Source organism: Lapillicoccus jejuensis (assembly GCF_006715055.1).
Lineage (GTDB): Bacteria > Actinomycetota > Actinomycetes > Actinomycetales > Dermatophilaceae > Lapillicoccus > Lapillicoccus jejuensis.
Map to the genome: position 1 here is coordinate 3007059 of NZ_VFMN01000001.1, position 17070 is coordinate 3024128.

Below are 17070 nucleotides of genomic sequence, written 5' to 3' on the forward strand. Positions count from 1 at the left end.
CGCCCGACCCAAGCAGTGTGGGCGACGCTGCAGGAAGAACCAAATCGGACACGCCGCTCGTGACGGTGCGCCGGGTGGGGCTTCCTACCCCCATGACGCCGCCGGTCGCCCATCGGTTGCCTGTCGGTTGCCTGTCGGTGCGCTCGGGCAGGATGGGCCCGTGGCGAGCGAGAAGGTGTCGACCGGGTCGACGGCGAGCGGGACCGACCAGGTGGCGACCGAGACGGTCCCCGCCGAGGCGCTGCACGAGTGGACGGACCTAGCCGAGCAGGCCCGGGCGGCCCAGTTCGCGTACCACGTCCAGGACCGCCCGACGATCAGCGACGCCGCGTACGACGCCCTGATGCGCGGCCTCAACGAGCTGGAGGACGCGCACCCGTCGCTGCGGACGCCGGAGAGCCCGACCCAGCAGGTGGGTGGCGCGGTCTTCTCGACCGACTTCCAGGCCGTCGACCACCTCGAGCGGATGCTCAGCCTGGACAACTGCTTCAGCCCCGAGGAGCTGGCCGAGTGGGCGGCCCGGGTGCAGCGCGACGTCGGCACCGGGGTGCACTGGCTGTGCGAGCTGAAGATCGACGGGCTCGCGGTCAACCTGCTCTACGAGCAGGGTCGGCTCGTGCGCGCGCTCACCCGCGGTGACGGCCGCACGGGCGAGGACGTGACGATGAACGTGCGGACCATCGAGGGCGTCCCGCAGCGGCTGGCCGGCACCGGGCACCCGGCGCGCGTCGAGATCCGCGGCGAGGTCTATTTCCCGGTGGAGGCGTTCGCGGACCTCAACGCGTCGCTCGTCGAGGCGGGCAAGGCGCCGTACGCCAACCCGAGGAACACGGCGGCGGGGTCGCTGCGCCAGAAGGACCCGCGGGTGACCGCGCAGCGCCGGCTGCGGATGCTCGTGCACGGCATCGGCCTGCGCGAGGGGTTCGAGCTGACCCGGCAGTCGGAGGCCTACGACCTGTTCCGGGAGTGGGGTCTGCCGATCTCGACGCACTACCGCGTCGTCGACACCCTCGAGGAGGTCCAGGCCTACGTCGCGCACTTCGGCGAGCACCGGCACGACGTCGAGCACGAGCTCGACGGCGTCGTCGTCAAGGTCGACGAGGTGTCCGCTCAGCGGCAGCTGGGGGCGACCTCGCGTGCGCCGCGGTGGGCGATCGCCTACAAGTACCCGCCGGAGGAGGTCAACACGAGGCTCCTCGACATCCAGGTCAACGTGGGGCGGACCGGGCGGGTGACCCCGTTCGGGGTGATGGAGCCGGTGCTCGTCGCGGGCTCGACGGTCGAGCGGGCGACCCTGCACAACGCCGACGAGGTGCGCCGCAAGGGCGTGCTCGTCGGCGACACCGTCGTGCTGCGCAAGGCGGGTGACGTCATCCCCGAGATCCTCGGCCCGGTCGTCGACCTGCGCGACGGCACCGAGCGCGAGTTCGTCATGCCGACCCACTGCCCGGCGTGCGGCACGGCGCTCGCGCCCGAGAAGGAGGGCGACAAGGACATCCGCTGCCCCAACTCGCGCACCTGCCCGGCCCAGCTGCGCGAGCGGCTCGCGGGCCTGGCCGGTCGCGGCGCCTTCGACATCGAGGTGCTCGGCTGGGAGGGCGCGGTCGCGCTGCTCGACGCCGGCGTCGTCACCGACGAGGGCGACCTGTTCGGGCTGACCCGCGAGGACCTGCTGCGGGTGCCGCTCTACACCCGGGCGGCGAAGAAGGGCGAGGAGGGCGCCGGCGGCCGGGTGCTGTCGGCCAACGGCGAGCGGTTCGTCGCCAACCTGTCCGAGGCCAAGAAGCGTCCGCTGTGGCGGGTGCTCGTCGCGCTGTCGATCCGGCACGTCGGGCCGACCGCGGCGCGGGCGCTCGCCCAGGAGTTCGGATCCATGGCGGCGCTGCGCGAGGCGGTCGCCGAGCGGCCGGAGTCGCTCGCCGAGGTCGAGGGCGTCGGCGGGGTCATCGCCGACGCCGTCGCGGCCTGGTTCGGTGTCGACTGGCACGCCCGGATCGTCGACGAGTGGGCGCGGGCCGGGGTCGTCATGCGTGACGAGCGCGACGAGTCGGTGCCGCGCACGCTCGAGGGGATGACGGTGGTCGTCACCGGCTCGCTCGAGGGCTTCTCGCGCGACGAGGCCAAGGAGGCGATCCTGGCCCGCGGTGGCAAGGCGGCCGGGTCGGTGTCGAAGAAGACGTCGTACGTCGTCGTGGGGGAGAACGCCGGGTCGAAGGCCGAGAAGGCGGAGGAGCTCGGGGTGACCGTGCTCGACGAGGCGGGCTTCCGGCGGCTGCTGGAGACCGGCTCGCCGGACACCCCTGCCTCGACGACGCAGGAGTAGCGGCTACCCTCCGTCGTCACGGCGAGGACGCGAGGGGGGTGGTCGCCGGATGATCGAGTGGCTGCCGCGCCGGCCCTTCGAGGGGGACGGCTGGTCCGGCCTCGGGCCCCCGCGCAAGGGCGGGGCGATGCCGCACGCCGGCATCGTGCAGGGCGGGCCGGGTGTCGTCGTGCCCGTGCGGCCACTGGACCTGCGGCTGGGGAGCCTGCGCGGCGACGGGTTCGCGGTGCTGGTCGGGGGCGGTTTCGCCTGGAACGGCATCGGTCTGCACCACGTCTACATCGCGTCGGCGATCGGCGCCCTGTTCGCGCTGGGGGGTGCTCGCCGGGCCGGGCACCGGCTGATCGCCTCCCGACGGCACCCGTCCCTGTCGCTCGGCGAGACCGGCGTCGAGACCGGCGGCCTCTTCGTCCCGTGGTCGGGGGTCGAGGAGGTCGTCACCTTCCACGCCCGCGGGATGGACGCCGAGGGGAAGAAGCGGACGTGGAACCACCTCGCGCTGCGGGTGCGCGACTTCGACGCCGTCGTCGGCCTGCCGCCGTCGCGCGCCGGGCTGGCCAACCTCACCCGGCGACGCCTGCTGCTCGTCGCCGAGGCGAGCGAGCTGACCGACCCGCGGACCGTCGCGTCGGCGCTGCGGCTCCTCGTCAAGCGGCCGGAGGCGCGGTTGCTGCTGTCGGGTCCGGAGGGTGTGCGGCTGCTCACGCACGGCGCCCTGCACGGAGGGGGGTTGTCGTGATCGAGTGGCTGCCGCGGTGGCCGCGCGACGGCAACGGGTGGCGCGACAGCAGGGGCACGCTGCTGGCGGGCGAGCCGCACCCGGGCACCGTCCGGGGTCGCACCGGCGTCGTCGTCCCGGTGCACCGGCGCGAGCCGGAGTCCGGGTCCTACGGCCGGCCGGCGCTGGCCGCCGCCGGCGGCACGGCGGTCGGCGTGTACTGGGGGTTCGAGCACGGGATCGTGTTCCCCACGGTCGGCGCTGCCGTGGTCGGGCTCTCCGGGATCACGGCGGCAGCCAGGCGCTGGGCCGCGTTGCGCCGGCACCCGTCGCTTCGGGTCGACGAGACGGGGATCGAGACCGGCGGGCTGTTCGTGCCGTGGTCGGTCGTCGAGGCCGTCGTCGCGCACACGGCGCGCGGTGGTCGGGGACGCGGCGACACGAGACCGTCGCGCAACCTCCTCGCTCTGCGGGTGTCCGAGTTCGACAACGTGCAGGGTCTGACCCCGGTCCGGGCGGGCGCCGCCAACCTCACCCGCCGCCGGCTGCTCATGGTCGCCGAGGCGGCCGAGCTGCGTCGTCCGCGCGAGACGTTCGAGGCGCTGCGCCTCCTCGTCCGCCGGCCCGAGGCTCGGCTGCTGCTCGCCGGTCCCGAAGGGGTCCGGCTGTTCACCGAGGGGACCTTGCACCTGGACTGACGGGTACGGGCCCTCAGCTCGCGAACGGGTCGGCGTACCGGCCGCGCAGCGCGCTGTGGGCGAGGACGAAGTCGGCGTACCAGCGGGTGTCCCTGGACGTCAGCCCCGTCGCCGCGCGGGCGAGACCGGCGAGGTGCGCGTGCAGCCCCGCCGCGTAGCCGACGGCGTTGCCCGTCACCCCCTCCTCGCGCCAGGTGACGAGGGTGCCCGGCCGGCCGTCGCGCTGCTGCGGCTCCAGGGTGAGGGTCATCAGCGACGCGGTGCCGGTGCCGTCCCAGCGCCAGCTCACGGCGAGCTCGTACGGCGCGGCGCAGCGACGGACCTCACCGGTCGCCGCGCCCTGGTCGAAGGTGCACCGGAAGGTGCCCCCGACCCGCGGGTCGACCTGCGCCGTCGTCGCGTACCAGCGCTCGAGGGCCGGACCGCTCGAGACGCACTCCCAGACGGCCCCGGGCGAGGCGGCGACCCACCGCCGCGTGCACAGCGTCGCCGGCTCGCCGTCCCCGCCGGTGACCTCGGGCAGCGGGTACGGCGTCGCCTCGTCCTGCCAGTGGGGGGCGAGGGCGGCCTCGAGGTCCGCGAAGCCGGGGTCGGAGCCGATGACCGCGGCGTCGAGGCGCAGCAGGAGGTCCTCCCAGCCGGCGCCGTACCCGCGTGCGGCGGGCTCGTCGAGGACCAGGTGCTCGAGCACGAGCTCGGTGCGCTCGGGGTCGGCGTCGACGGGGCGCAGCCGCAGGTCGACGAGGCTGGGCTCCTCGTCCTCCCAGGCCCAGCGCACGGTGAGCCGGTGCGGAGGGTCGCAGTGCACGACGCGCAGGCGGGCGAACCCCGTCGTCGCGTCGGCGTCCGGGGGTTGCTGCGCGGCCGCGCCCATGACGAGGCGCAGCTCGGCGCCCTCGCGCCGGTCGCCCTCGGGGCGCCCGAGCCAGCGGACCAGGCGGGCCGGGTCGGTCCAGCAGGACCAGAGGTCGGCGACGTCGGTGGGATAGGTGCGCGAGACCCGCAGACCGGACCGGACACCGAGCCGGACGACCTCACGGGTCGTCCCGGCGACGGCGGCCGAGAGGTCGGCAGGGGAGCGGCGGGTGGTGGTCATGAGGGCTCCTCGGTGTGCGTGGTCGGGGGACGTCGCCGCCCGCGGGCCACCTCGGTGGCGAGGGCGTCGAGGCGGTGGTCCCAGAAGGGGCGGTAGCGGGCGAGCCAGGCGTCGACCTCCGCCCAGGGGCGCTCGCCGACGGCGTACAGGCGGCGCGTGCCCGCGGGGGTGACGGTGGCGAAGCCGGCCTCGCGGAGCACGCGGAGGTGCTGCGAGACGGCCGGGTGGCTGATGCCGACCTCCTCGTGGAGGCGTGCGGCGAGCTCGCCGGCGGGGACGGGTTCGCCCGCGTCGGCGATCAGCTCGAGCAGGCGTCGGCGGACCGGGTCGCCGAGGACGTCGAAGGCGTGCACAGGCCCATCGTTCGCTCTGAACTTAATGAAGTCAAGACTTAATGAGACGAGGGACCGTGCGTCACCCGCGCGAGCCACTTCACTAGACTCGGGCGCATGGCCCTCTCCCGTGACGACGTCGCGCACCTGGCGTCGCTCGCCCGCATCGAGCTCGGCGAGGCCGAGCTCGACCGCATGCTCGGCGAGCTCAGCGTCATCCTCGACTCCGTAGCGAAGGTCCAGCAGGCGCCGACCGAGGGCGTGGAGCCCATGTCGCACCCGATGCCGCTGACCAACGTCACCCGCCCCGACGAGGTCCGCCCCGGCCTCAGCGCCCCCGAGGCGCTGTCCGGCGCGCCCGAGCAGGAGCAGCAGCGCTTCCTCGTCCCCCGCATCCTCGACGAGGAGTGAGCACCCCCGTGACCACCACCCGTGACCTCACGCGCCTCAGCGCGGCCGAGATGGCCAGCCTGCTCTCGACCCGCGAGGTCAGCGCGGTCGAGCTGACCCAGGCCCACCTGGACCGCACCGCCGCCGTCGACGGCGCCGTCCACTCCTACCTGCACGTCGACCAGGTCGGCGCGCTCGCGCAGGCCGAGGCGGTCGACCGCGCCCGCGCCGCGGGGGAGGACCTGCACGTCCTCGCCGGCGTCCCGGTCGCCGTCAAGGACGTCATGACGACGAGGGGCCTGCCGACGACGTGCGGCAGCCGCGTCCTCGAGGGCTGGATCCCGCCGTACGACGCCACGCTCGTCACCAAGCTGCGCGAGGCCGGCATGCCGATCCTCGGCAAGACCAACATGGACGAGTTCGCCATGGGCTCCTCGACGGAGCACTCGGCCTACGGCCCGAGCCACAACCCGTGGGACCTCGAGCGGATCCCCGGCGGCTCTGGCGGCGGCAGCTCGAGCGTCGTCGCGTCGTTCCAGGCGCCGCTCGCGATCGGCACCGACACCGGCGGCTCGATCCGCCAGCCGGCGGCCGTCACCGGCACGGTGGGCACCAAGCCGACGTACGGCGGCGTCTCGCGCTACGGGCTCGTCGCGCTCGCCTCCAGCCTGGACCAGGCCGGACCGTGTGCGCGGACGGTGCTCGACACCGCGCTGCTGCACGCCGTCATCGGCGGGCACGACCCGCGCGACTCGACCTCGATCGACGCGCCGGTGCCGCCGGTCGTCGAGGCGGCCCGCCGCGCCGACGTCTCCGGCATGACCCTCGGCATCGTCAAGCAGCTCGGTGGCGAGGGCTACCAGCCCGGCGTCCGGGCCCGCTTCGACGAGGCCGTGCAGCTGCTGGTCGACCGCGGCGCCAAGGTCGTCGAGGTCGACTGCCCCAGCTTCGACTACGCGCTCGCGGCGTACTACCTCATCCTCCCGAGCGAGGCGAGCAGCAACCTCGCCAAGTTCGACGCCATGCGCTACGGCCTGCGGGTCGGGCCGTCGGGCGTCGACGCGCCGAGCGCCGAGCAGGTCATGGCGGCCAGCCGCGAGGCCGGCTTCGGCGACGAGGTCAAGCGCCGCATCATCCTCGGCACCTACGCGCTGTCCTCGGGCTACTACGACGCCTACTACGGGCAGGCGCAGAAGGTCCGCCGGCTCATCGCGGACGACTTCGCCAAGGCCTACGAGACCGCCGACGTGCTGCTCAGCCCGACCGCGCCGACGACGGCGTTCAAGATCGGCGAGAAGCTCGACGACCCGCTGGCGATGTACCTCAACGACGTCGCGACGATCCCGGCGAACCTCGCCGGCGTCCCCGGCATGTCGGTCCCGAGCGGCCTCGCCGACGAGGACGGGCTGCCGACCGGTCTGCAGATCCTCGCGCCGGCGACCGCCGACGAGCGGCTCTACACCGTCGGCGCCGCCCTGGAGTCGGCCCTGCACGAGCGGTGGGGCGGCCCGCTGCTCGCGAAGGCCCCCGAGCTGAAGGAGTCCTGATGACCCTCACCCACGGCCTCGGCCAGGACGACCTCGTCGCGTACGACGACGTGCTCGCGTCGTACGACCCGGTGATGGGTCTCGAGGTGCACGTCGAGCTCGGCACGGCGACCAAGATGTTCTGCGGGTGCGCGACCGCGTTCGGCGCCGAGCCCAACACGCAGGTCTGCCCCGTGTGCCTCGGCCTGCCCGGTGCCCTGCCGGTCGTCAACGAGGTCGCCGTCGAGTCGGCGATCCGGATCGGCCTGGCGCTGCACTGCTCGGTCATGCCGTGGAGCCGCTTCGCGCGGAAGAACTACTTCTACCCCGACATGCCGAAGAACTTCCAGACGTCCCAGTACGACGAGCCGATCGTGCACGACGGCCACCTCGACGTCGAGCTCGACGACGGGACGACCTTCCGGGTCGAGATCGAGCGCGCGCACATGGAGGAGGACACCGGCAAGTCGCTGCACATCGGCGGCGCCACCGGTCGCATCCACGGCGCCGACTACTCGCTGGTCGACTACAACCGCGCCGGGATCCCGCTGGTGGAGATCGTCACCAAGCCGATCCGCGGGGCGGGGGAGCGTGCGCCGGAGGTGGCGCGCGCGTTCGTCACGCAGCTGCGCGACCTGCTCAAGGCGCTCGACGTGTCCGACGTGAAGATGGAGCAGGGCTCGATGCGCGCGGACGTCAACGTCTCGCTGCGCCCGAAGGCCGCAGCCGGCGAGGACCAGGACGCCGTCCCGCTCGGCACCCGCACGGAGACGAAGAACGTCAACTCGTTCCGGTCGGTGGAGCGAGCGGTGCGCTACGAGATGATGCGGCACGCCGCCGTGCTGTCGCGCGGGGAGCGGATCCTGCAGGAGACGCGGCACTGGCACGAGGACACCGGCCTGACGACGAGCGGCCGGCCGAAGTCGGACGCCGACGACTACCGCTACTTCCCCGAGCCGGACCTGGTGCCGGTGGCGCCGAGCGAGGAGCTGGTGGAGCGGTTGCGCGGGACGCTGCCCGAGCCGCCGGCGCAGCGCCGTCGACGCCTGCAGACCGAGTGGGGCTACAGCGACCTCGAGATGCGCGACGTGCTCAACGCGGGCGCGGTCGAGCTCATCGAGGCGACGGTCGCCGCCGGGGCGACCCCGGCGGGCGCGCGCAAGTGGTGGATGGGTGAGCCGTCGCGGCGCGCCAACGCCGAGGCTCAGGACGTCGTCACGTACGCCGCCGCCGTGGGCGTCACGCCCGCGCACATCGCCGAGCTCGAGGGGCTCGTGACGAGCGGGCGCCTCAACGACCAGCTGGCCCGTCAGGTCCTCGACGGCGTCCTCGCCGGCGAGGGCACCTCGACGGCCGTCGCCGACGCCCGCGGGCTGCAGCTCGTGCAGGACTCCGGCGCGCTCGAGGCGGCGGTCGACGAGGTCATCGCCGCGAATCCCGATGTCGCGGACAAGATCCGTGACGGCAAGGTCCAGGCCGCCGGTGCCCTCATCGGTCAGGTGATGAAGGCGACGAAGGGTCAGGCCGACGCCGGCAAGGCGCGGGCGCTGATCCTGGAGCGTCTCGGTCAGGGCTGACGCACGGGACCGGTGCCGTCAGCAGGGCGCATCAGGAACCGAAGCGCTGCTGGGCGGCCTGACGCGTGATGTCCAGCGCGGCGCCGATGACGGTCCAGGAGTCGCCCGCCTCTCGCGCGGCAGCCACCGCCTCGCGGAGCTCGTCCTCAGCCTCTGCGAGGTTGTCCCGGGCCGCGAGGATGCGCCGAAAGGGAGCCGCATCGCGTGCAGGGTGGGTCGCCGGGTCGAGCTGGTCGAGTCCGGTGCGGTGCTGGTCGGACTTCGTCGTGGGCATCAGGTGCACCTCATCTCAGGTAGTCGTAGAACGTCGGTCGAAGCCGGTCGGCGTGGATGATGCGTGTCGGTTCACCCGCAGGAACGGCGACGAGCTCGAGGAGTAGTCCGTGTCTGTCGGGGCCGATGACCAGGAGGCGGTCCTCGCCGTCCTAGTCGTACTCGACGAGCCGCGTGGCGTTGCGCCAGGCGTGGTCGATGTCGTCCTCGTGGATGCCGTGCTTCCGCGCCGACGGCAGGATCACCACCCGACCGGATGACCTCCGGGGGGGCCAAGTGTCAAGGTAAGGTTGACGTCTGCTCAAGGTGGCCAGGGCCCCAGACGTCGAATGGCGGCCCTGTCGGCTACGGTCTAGCGTTCTCGCGTGACCCGCTCCTCCCGGGCCCGCCGTACCCTCGTCCCCCTCGTGGTCGGCCTCCTCGGTCTCGCCGTCGTCCTGGTCGGCGCCGTGCTGCCCGCTGCGCCGGCGAGCGCGGCGACCGCCGCTGTGTGGGGGACCTACGGCGCCCTCTCCGGCTCCTCGACCGCCTACACCTCGACGCTGCAGCTCGGGCCGACCTTCCCGACCGCGTCGGTGCGCACGGACAGCCGCTCGGGCTCGGTCGGTCCGCAGACCGGCAGCACGGTGTGGCTGCCGTCGTGGACGCCGCCGGGGCAGGTGTACGGCTCCTCGCAGAACAAGGCGTACCTGCTGCTGCGGCCGCAGGCCGACACCGCGAGCACCCCGTCGACGACGACGTACGTCTTCGACCACCCGACCCCGCTCGGCTGGTCGCTCGTCCTCGGCGACATCGACGCGGATGCCGTCACGGTCTCGGCGACGACCGCCGACGGGACGGCGGCGACGAGCGCCCAGCTCGGGTTCCAGGGCGCCTTCAGCTACTGCTCGCGCACGCCGCGCCCCAGCGGCTGCGCGACGCAGACGACGTACGACGTCCCGACCTGGGACCCCGCCACCGCCACCCTCACCGGCAACGCCGGCGCGGTCGACACGACCGGAGCGAGCGGCTGGTTCTCGCCGACCGTGCCGCTGACCAGTCTCAGCCTCGTCTTCACCCGACGGGCCGGGTTCCCCGTCTTCCAGACGTGGTTCGCGCTGCGGACCCAGGACCTCACCGGCACGGTCGCCGTGGCCTCCGGGACCTGCGACGTGACGGCGACGACGGTCGACGTCCTGCGCACCGACGGCTCGGTGGTCGCCACGACGCACCCGCTCGCCGACGGCACCTGGTCCGTGCCCGGGCCGGCCGCCAGCCCGGACTGGACCGTCGCGCTGTCGACCGTCCCTGACACGTGCCAGGTCGTCGGACCGGTCAGCCGCACCGTCGACCTGTCGGTGGGGGACGCCACGGCCGACTTCACCGTCCGGCAGATCACGACCGCGGCCGTCGAGGGGACGGTGACGGACACCGACGGGCAGCCCGTCGCCGGGGTGACGGTCACCGTGGCGCTCGCCGGCGGCACCAGCCGCACCGTCACGACCGGTCCCGACGGCCGGTACGGCCTCGACCGGCTCGACCCCGGCGACTGGACGGTCACCGCCACGGTGCCGGACGGGTACCGCGGCGCCACACCCCCGCAGCGGACCTTCACGGTGGCGCCGTCGAGCACCGTCGTCGTGCGCTACCAGGACTTCGTTCTGGTCGCCGACCCGACGGTGAGCGGCACGGTCCGGGCGGGGGAGGACCCCGTACCGGGGGTCGTGGTCGAGCTGACGTCGGGAGGCGCCCCTCTCGACCGGGTCGTCACCGGCGCCGACGGCACCTACGCCTTCGACCGGGTCCCGCCGGGGACGTACGACGTCCTCGTACCCGACCCGCCCGACGGCTACCGCGCGCCGCCGGCGCAGACCGTCACGGTGACGACGGCCGACGTGACGGGGCAGGACGTCGCGCTCACCCGGCCCGGCCTGGTGGCCGGTCTCGTCACCCTCGATGGGGACCCCCTCGCAGGAGTGGGCGTGACCGTGTCCGGGCCGGGCGGCGCGTCGACGACCTTGACGACCGACGCGCAGGGTCGCTACGTCCTCGAGGGGCTCGAGCCGGGCGGCTGGACCATCACGGTCGAACCCCCCGACGGGACGACCACGGGGCAGACGACCCGGTCCGTCATGGTCACCGAGGCGGGGGAGAGCTTCGGCACCGAGGACTTCGACCTCACCGCGGTCGCCGCGACGCCGACTCCCACCCCTCCACCGACGAGCCCCCCGGTGACACCGCCCCCGTCGGCGCCGCCGGTCACCGCGCCACCGGGGGGAACGGGCGCCCCGTCGGGGACGGGCGACGGCAGGCTGCCGGACACCGGGACCGACGTCGGACCACCGCTCGTCCTCGCGCTGGTGTTGCTCGTCACCGGAGGCACCGCGCTCGCCGTGCGCAGGACCCTTCTACGCCGATGACCACCGCGACGTCCCCGAGCCGCCCCGTGAGCCACAGCGGCTAGCGTGCCGTCACATGAACCGCGCTGGCGTCAGACCCGGACCCCGCTCGTGAGCCGGCCATCGGGCGGTTCCGACGACGTCGTCCCACCGAAGGGCTCGCGCGACGAGCCCGAGCTCGAAGAGGCCTACGAACGCCTGGTAACCGAAGGGCACCAGCGGTTGGACCGGCCCCTGCTCGCGCTGGTGTCGACAGGTCTGCTGGGGGGCGTCGACGTGGGGGTGGGGGTACTGATCTACCTGGTGGTCGAGGCGAAGACCGACAACCCCTTGCTCGCCTCCGTGGCGTTCACGGTCGGCTTCGTCGCCCTGCTCCTGGCCAAGAGCGAGCTGTTCACGGAGAACTTCCTGGTCCCGGTGATCTCCGTGATCGCCAAGGCCGGGTCGCTCTTGCAGCTGGTGCGGTTGTGGGGGGTCACGTTGGCGACCAACCTGGTCGCGGGACTCGCCATGGCCGCGATGATCGTCGTGGCGCTCCCGGACGTGCGGGACGTCGCGGCCACGGCGGGCTCCCACTACGCCCACCTCGGGGTGTCCTGGCGATCGTTCTTCCTCGCGGTGCTCGCGGGCGCGGTGATCACCCTGCTGACGCGGATGCAGCACGCCACCGAGGAGCTCGGGGTCCGCATCGTGGCCGCGGTGCTGATGTCGTTCGTGCTCGTCGGCGCCCAGCTCTTCCACTCGGTGCTGGACTCGATCTTCATGTTCGCCGGACTCATCACCGGCCGCGCTGACTACGACATCCTCGACTGGGTCAGGGCCCTCGGCTGGTCCACGTTCGGCAACATGGTGGGTGGGCTCGTCCTCGTCACCGGCATCCGCCTGCTGAGGATCCCGCACCGGGTCGCCGAGAGTCGCGATCAGGGACAGACGGGCTGAGCCTGCGACCGGCGGCGGATTCCCGGGGGCTCCGGTCCGGTGCCACCACGCTCGGGCAGCTTGCCCGGCTGGGCAGCCTCCGACGGCGGCGGACGGTCGTGGGAGGCCCGGGCCAGGGGTCACCCCGGTGGCGATCGAAGGCCTTCGCGTCCTGGCCTGCGATGCCGCGGTCCGGGTCCCTCCTTCACTCGCCGTCCCGCCGGCGGCGGTGGTGAGCACGGGATGCGCTCAGGCCCGCTTGCCGCCGCCGAGCAGTCCTCCCAGCAGGTCGCCCAGGATGCCGCCGGGGGCGCCGCTCGAGGTCGATGACGACGTCGGGGCCGCCTGGCCGGCCCCGCCGAGGACCTGACCGAGCACACCCCCGAGGACGTCGCCCACGCCGCCGCTCGCCGGCTGCACGCCGCCGCCGGCGCCGCCCAGGGCGCCACCGAGGATGCCGCCGAGCCCGCCGGTGCCGGACAGGCGCCGGGCGAGGTAGGCCATGACGTACGGCGCCAGCAGCGGCAGCAGCTGCTGCACGATGCCGCTGCCACCGGCGCCGCCGACCGATCCGAGCCGGGACGCGACCGAGTCGGTGTGCTGCCCGAAGATGTTGCCCACGATGGCCTGACCGTCGTTCTCGTCGACCCGGTCGAGCCCCGACCCGAGCAGGGACGGGTCGTGCTGCTGGAGGGCCCCGGCGAGCGACTGCGCGCCGGCGGGGTCCTGGGCGTTGGCCTGGAGCCCGCCGAGCAGCGCGGGCAGCACCGTGCGGGTGCTCTGCTCGGCCTGGGCCGGGTCGACCCCCAGACGGGCGGCGATCTGGTCCATCGGCAGGTGGGCCATGAGGTCGTCGATCTCGGACACGGGGGCTCCTCGCGCTGGCGGGCTGGCGCGGCCGTGCGCCGACCTCACTCCCGACCCTAGCCTCGGACGCGCCCGGGGGAGTCGGCGAGCGCCCGGCTAGGTTGCCGTCATGGCCTCCGACACGACCCGCCCCCTGGTCACCGTCCCCGACGAGCAGTGGGTCGAGCTGATCCAGCGCTCGGGACCGCTCGACGGCGTCGAGCTCGCCGCGTGGGACCTGCACGAGCCGCACCCCCGCGCCGACGAGATCCGCGTCGTCGTGCCGCCGTACCTCGACAAGCAGCAGCGGCCCGAGCTGCTCGCGGAGCTGCCCCACCTGGAGGTGGTCCAGCTCCTCACCGCCGGCTACGACAACGTGGCCACCCACATCCCGGCCGGCGTCCGCCTGGCCAACGCGGCGGGTGTCCACGACGCGTCGACGGCCGAGCTCGCCCTCACCCTGACCCTCGCGGCGCTGCGCGGCATCCCGACCTTCGTCCGCGCGCAGGACCGGGGCGAGTGGCAGCGGACGCAGCAGTGGCCGGCGCTCGCCGACAAGCGCGTCCTCGTCGTGGGCTACGGCAACGTCGGCCGTGCGGTCGTCCGGCGGCTGCTGCCGTTCGAGGTCGAGGTCACCGCGGTCGCGTCGAAGGCCCGCGCCGGCGACGACCTGGTCAGCGAGGTCCACGGCATCGCCGAGCTGCCGGCGCTGCTGCCGCACCACGAGGTCGTCGTCCTCATCGTCCCGCTGACCGACGACACCACCGGCCTCGTCGACGAGGCCTTCCTGGCCGCGATGCCCGACGGCGCCCTGCTCGTCAACGTCGCCCGCGGCAAGGTGGTGGACACCGACGCCCTGGTGGCGGCGCTGACGACCGGCCGGATCACCGCGGCGCTCGACGTCACCGACCCCGAGCCGCTGCCGGAAGACCACCCGCTGTGGTCGGCGCCGGGGGTGCTCATCTCACCCCACGTCGGTGGCGCCAGTACGGCGTTCCTCCCGCGGGCCCTGCGGATGGTCCGGTCGCAGCTGACGTCGTACGCCGCGACGGGCGAGGTCGAGCACGTCGTCCTCACCGGCCGCTGACGAGGACCGGGTGGTGGGATCGACCGTGAGGGAGGACCACGCGGACGTCCCTGTCGACGTCGTCGTCCTCAACGGTGGGTCCAGCTCAGGCAAGACCACGATCGGGCGGCGCCTGCAGGAGCTGCTGCCTCGCCCCTGGCTGCTGGTCGGCGTCGACGACCTGATCGACGTGGCGACGTCATCGCTCATCTCCTACGGCCCGGACGGGGAGGTGCTGCTCGGCGATCAATGGCGTGCCGTGGAGACGGCGTGGTCGCGCGGCGTGGCCGAGATGGCGCGCGCCGGCGTCGGCATCATCATCGACGACGTCTTCCTCGACGGCGTGGTGTCCCAGGAACGCACCCGCACACGGCTAGGCGGGCTCGAGGTGTTGTGGGTAGGGGTTCGGTGCGCCCCCGAGATCGCGGCGGAGCGAGAGCGAGCGCGCGGTGACCGTCCCGTGGGGATGGCGCTCGGGCAGGCTCTCCGCGTCCACGCTGGCGTCGCGTACGACCTCGTCGTGGACAGCGGCGCGGCTACCCCCGAGGAGTGCGCTCGTCGCATCGCCGACCAGCTGGCGTGACGACCCGCCGTGCGACAGCCGGTGGGGACGACGTCGTCGTCCCCACCGGTCGATGCGCCCGAGCTGTGGAGCCGCCGTACGGCGAGCACGCCGTACGGCGACCCGTGGTCACGGCCGCAGGCGGTGCAGGTCGCGCGGGAAGAGCGTGACCTCGCGGACGTTGTCGACCTGCGCGAGCCGCGCGGTGAAGCGCTCGAGACCGATGGCGAAGCCGCCGTGCGGGGGCATCCCGGCGGCGAACGCCTGCAGGTAGTCGGCGTACGCCTCCGGGGTCTCGCCGCGCGCCTCGATGGCGGCGACGTAGTCCTCGTGGCGGTGCAGCCGCTGCCCGCCGGTGACGAGCTCGAGCCCGCGGAACAGCAGGTCGAAGCTGTTGCTCCATCGCGGGTCGTCCGGCTGCGGATGGGTGTAGAACGGCCGCTTGGTCATCGGGTAGCCCTCGACGGCGACGAAGTCCGAGCCGTGCACCTCCCGGGCCCAGGCGCCGAGCGCGCGCTCGTGCGCCGGCGCCAGGTCGGGCTCGTCCTCGGGTGCGCCGACGAGCGCGAGCGCGTCGGCGAAGTGGATGACCGGCACCTCGTCCGGCATCACCGGCACGTCGACGCCGAGCAGCTGCGCGGCGGGGGAGCGTCGTACGGACTCGAGCATGCCCGCGACGGCGTCGCGGAGCACGGCGAGCACGTCGCGGTGGTCGCGGACGAACCCGAGCTCGACGTCCAGCGAGACGTACTCCGCGAGGTGCCGCACGGTGTCGTGCGGCTCGGCGCGGAACACCGGCCCCGTCTCGTAGACCCGCTCGAAGACACCGACGAGCTGCTGCTTGTACAGCTGCGGCGACTGCGCGAGGAAGGCCGGCTCACCGAACCAGTCGAGGCGGAAGACGTTCGCCCCCGACTCGGTGACCTGGCCGACGACCTTGGGCGTCTGGATCTCGGTGAAGCCCGAGTGGTCGAGGGTCGAGCGGAACCCGGCGAGCGCCGCGGCGGAGAGCTGCCAGAGGGCCTTCTGGCGCGGGTGGCGCCACGCGACCGGGGCGCGGTCGAGCAGGACGGGCAGCGACGCGGTCGGCTGCGGGCGCCACAGCTCGACCGACGGCGGGCCCGCGGGCTCGCCGAGGACGGTGACGGTCGGGTCGACGACCTCGACCCCGCCGGGGGCGGCGGGGTTGGCGGCGACCGTGCCGGAGACCTCGAGCGCCGCCTCCTCGGAGCAGCCGGGCGGCAGCTCGGCGCCGCCCGCGGCCACGACGACCTGCGCGAGGCCGCTGCGGTCGCGCACGACGAGGAACGTCACCCGCGCGAGGTCACGGCGACGGTGCAGCCACCCCTGGAGGGTGACGCGGGCGCCTGGTGGCGCGGTGGACAGGTCGGCCGCGAGGGTGCGGGCGAGCGTCGAGCTGGTGCTGAGAGTGCTGGGGGACAACGGGGTTCACCTCCGGTTTCATGACGAGGGCCCGTGAGGTGTGGGCGGGGGCCAGGTCGCGGTGCCACCACACCTTCGTCGGCGGAACGCCGACCTCGTCGGCCCGGAGGGGCCAGCTGCCCCCGGCTCGAGGAGGTGTCTTCGTCGGAGGACCACTGGCCGCCATCACAGCTACGGCGGCTCTCTCGGCAGTGGCACCCTCCGGCTACTCGGTCTCCCGTCGACGCCGGATGCAGGGCCAGTGTGACACGGCTCAGCCAGCCTGCGCACCGAGCAGGACCCGGAGCACCCGCGCGGCCAGCGCCCCGTCGGGCTGGGAGCGCGGCTCGAGCAGGTGCTGCCCGGTGCCGGCGGCGGCCAGAGCCATCGCCGCCCGGGCGAAGTCGTCGGCGCTCACCGGCAGGGTCAGTCCGCGCCGGGCCGCGGTCTCCTCCACGAGCCGGGCCAGGCTGGTGCGCACCCCTGCCTGCTGCTTGGCCCAGGACCGGCCGGCGGCCGAGTCCCGTACGGCGTGCAGGGTGAACTCGGTCTGCAGGAGCCACCACAGCCGCCGCTCGCGCCGGTCGCTCGTCCACGCCGTCAGCACCGCCTGGACCACCTCGGCCGGGGTGAGGTCGTCGCGCGCCGCGACCTGCGCGACGCCCGCCAAGAGGCGCTCGCTGTAGCGCTGCGAGATCTCCAGGACGAGATCATCCTTGGACGAGAAGTTGGAGTAGAACGCACCGCGGGTGAAGCCGGCCCGCTCACAGAGGTCCTCGACGCTCGCCCCGTGGAAGCCGCGCTCGGCGAAGACCTCATGGGCCGCGTCGATGAGCCGGTCCCGGGTCGCTGCCCGCCGGGGGGTGAGCGAGGTCTCGGGGTGACGTTTCGACGCGGGCATACCGATGAGGATACAGTGTTGTATCGGATACAGACTTGTATCGA

General features: G+C 73.7%; 16 protein-coding genes. 10 read left to right on the forward strand and 6 right to left on the reverse strand.

The window, feature by feature from the left end; all coding sequences use genetic code 11:
- Window positions 1-160 precede the first annotated feature (160 nt).
- From ligA to FB458_RS13975, 3 genes are read left to right on the forward strand one after another with little or no spacing between them, the layout of a single operon-like run.
- The gene (gene ligA, locus FB458_RS13965; RefSeq protein ID WP_425460846.1) at window positions 161-2323 is read left to right on the forward strand and encodes an NAD-dependent DNA ligase LigA; all 2163 of its coding nucleotides are present in this window, start codon (window positions 161-163) and stop codon (window positions 2321-2323) included.
- A gap of 49 nt (window positions 2324-2372) precedes the next feature.
- Window positions 2373-3062: a hypothetical protein gene (locus tag FB458_RS13970; RefSeq protein ID WP_141849031.1), complete on the forward strand. Its 690-nt coding sequence runs from the start codon at window positions 2373-2375 to the stop codon at window positions 3060-3062.
- Window positions 3059-3739, forward strand: a complete 681-nt coding sequence (locus FB458_RS13975; RefSeq protein ID WP_141849032.1) for a hypothetical protein — start codon at window positions 3059-3061, stop codon at window positions 3737-3739. The genes FB458_RS13970 and FB458_RS13975 overlap by 4 nt, the downstream gene beginning before the upstream one ends.
- Window positions 3740-3752: 13 nt before the next feature.
- Here FB458_RS13975 and FB458_RS13980 read toward each other — a convergent pair whose 3' ends face one another.
- Window positions 3753-4835, reverse strand: a complete 1083-nt coding sequence (locus FB458_RS13980; RefSeq protein WP_141849033.1) for an SRPBCC family protein — start codon at window positions 4833-4835, stop codon at window positions 3753-3755.
- Complete coding sequence (locus tag FB458_RS13985; RefSeq protein ID WP_141849034.1) at window positions 4832-5188, reverse strand: ArsR/SmtB family transcription factor; 357 nt, start codon at window positions 5186-5188, stop codon at window positions 4832-4834. Before FB458_RS13985 ends, FB458_RS13980 begins: the two co-directional genes overlap by 4 nt.
- Window positions 5189-5284: 96 nt before the next feature.
- Here FB458_RS13985 and gatC point away from each other — a divergent pair, with 96 nt between their 5' ends.
- From gatC to gatB, 3 genes are read left to right on the forward strand one after another with little or no spacing between them, the layout of a single operon-like run.
- On the forward strand, window positions 5285-5578 hold the full coding sequence (gene gatC / locus FB458_RS13990; protein ID WP_141849035.1) for an Asp-tRNA(Asn)/Glu-tRNA(Gln) amidotransferase subunit GatC: 294 nt from the start codon (window positions 5285-5287) through the stop codon (window positions 5576-5578).
- 50 nt (window positions 5579-5628) lie between these two features.
- Entirely contained in the window at window positions 5629-7104 is a 1476-nt protein-coding gene (gene gatA, locus FB458_RS13995) for an Asp-tRNA(Asn)/Glu-tRNA(Gln) amidotransferase subunit GatA (RefSeq protein WP_211356200.1), read from the forward strand.
- The gene (gatB, locus tag FB458_RS14000; protein ID WP_141849037.1) at window positions 7104-8660 is read left to right on the forward strand and encodes an Asp-tRNA(Asn)/Glu-tRNA(Gln) amidotransferase subunit GatB; all 1557 of its coding nucleotides are present in this window, start codon (window positions 7104-7106) and stop codon (window positions 8658-8660) included. Before gatA ends, gatB begins: the two co-directional genes overlap by 1 nt.
- A gap of 31 nt (window positions 8661-8691) precedes the next feature.
- On the opposite strand, the gene FB458_RS14005 is transcribed toward gatB, so the two are convergent.
- Window positions 8692-8934, reverse strand: a complete 243-nt coding sequence (locus FB458_RS14005) for a hypothetical protein (RefSeq protein WP_141849038.1) — start codon at window positions 8932-8934, stop codon at window positions 8692-8694.
- A 364-nt stretch (window positions 8935-9298) separates the two neighbouring features.
- On the opposite strand from FB458_RS14005, the gene FB458_RS14015 reads away from it, so the two are divergent.
- Window positions 9299-11332 carry an MSCRAMM family protein gene (locus tag FB458_RS14015; RefSeq protein ID WP_141849039.1) on the forward strand — a complete coding sequence of 678 codons (2034 nt, stop codon included), beginning with the start codon at window positions 9299-9301 and terminating at the stop codon, window positions 11330-11332.
- Window positions 11333-11422: 90 nt separating this feature from the next.
- Window positions 11423-12250, forward strand: coding sequence for a formate/nitrite transporter family protein (locus FB458_RS14020; RefSeq protein WP_141849040.1), 828 nt, complete (start codon window positions 11423-11425; stop codon window positions 12248-12250).
- Window positions 12251-12478: 228 nt separating this feature from the next.
- On the opposite strand, the gene FB458_RS14025 is transcribed toward FB458_RS14020, so the two are convergent.
- Entirely contained in the window at window positions 12479-13096 is a 618-nt protein-coding gene (locus tag FB458_RS14025) for a DUF937 domain-containing protein (protein WP_141849041.1), read from the reverse strand.
- Window positions 13097-13205: 109 nt separating this feature from the next.
- Here FB458_RS14025 and FB458_RS14030 point away from each other — a divergent pair, with 109 nt between their 5' ends.
- Together FB458_RS14030 and FB458_RS14035 are read left to right on the forward strand one after the other, a co-directional pair.
- Window positions 13206-14162 carry a 2-hydroxyacid dehydrogenase gene (locus FB458_RS14030; protein WP_141849042.1) on the forward strand — a complete coding sequence of 319 codons (957 nt, stop codon included), beginning with the start codon at window positions 13206-13208 and terminating at the stop codon, window positions 14160-14162.
- Between the two features lie 13 nt (window positions 14163-14175).
- Window positions 14176-14724 carry a chloramphenicol phosphotransferase CPT family protein gene (locus FB458_RS14035; protein WP_211356045.1) on the forward strand — a complete coding sequence of 183 codons (549 nt, stop codon included), beginning with the start codon at window positions 14176-14178 and terminating at the stop codon, window positions 14722-14724.
- 108 nt (window positions 14725-14832) lie between these two features.
- Here FB458_RS14035 and aspS read toward each other — a convergent pair whose 3' ends face one another.
- Window positions 14833-16146: an aspartate--tRNA(Asn) ligase gene (gene aspS / locus FB458_RS14040; protein ID WP_141849043.1), complete on the reverse strand. Its 1314-nt coding sequence runs from the start codon at window positions 16144-16146 to the stop codon at window positions 14833-14835.
- Window positions 16147-16399: 253 nt separating this feature from the next.
- On the reverse strand, window positions 16400-17026 hold the full coding sequence (locus FB458_RS14045; RefSeq protein WP_141849044.1) for a TetR/AcrR family transcriptional regulator: 627 nt from the start codon (window positions 17024-17026) through the stop codon (window positions 16400-16402).
- Window positions 17027-17070: the final 44 nt, after the last annotated feature.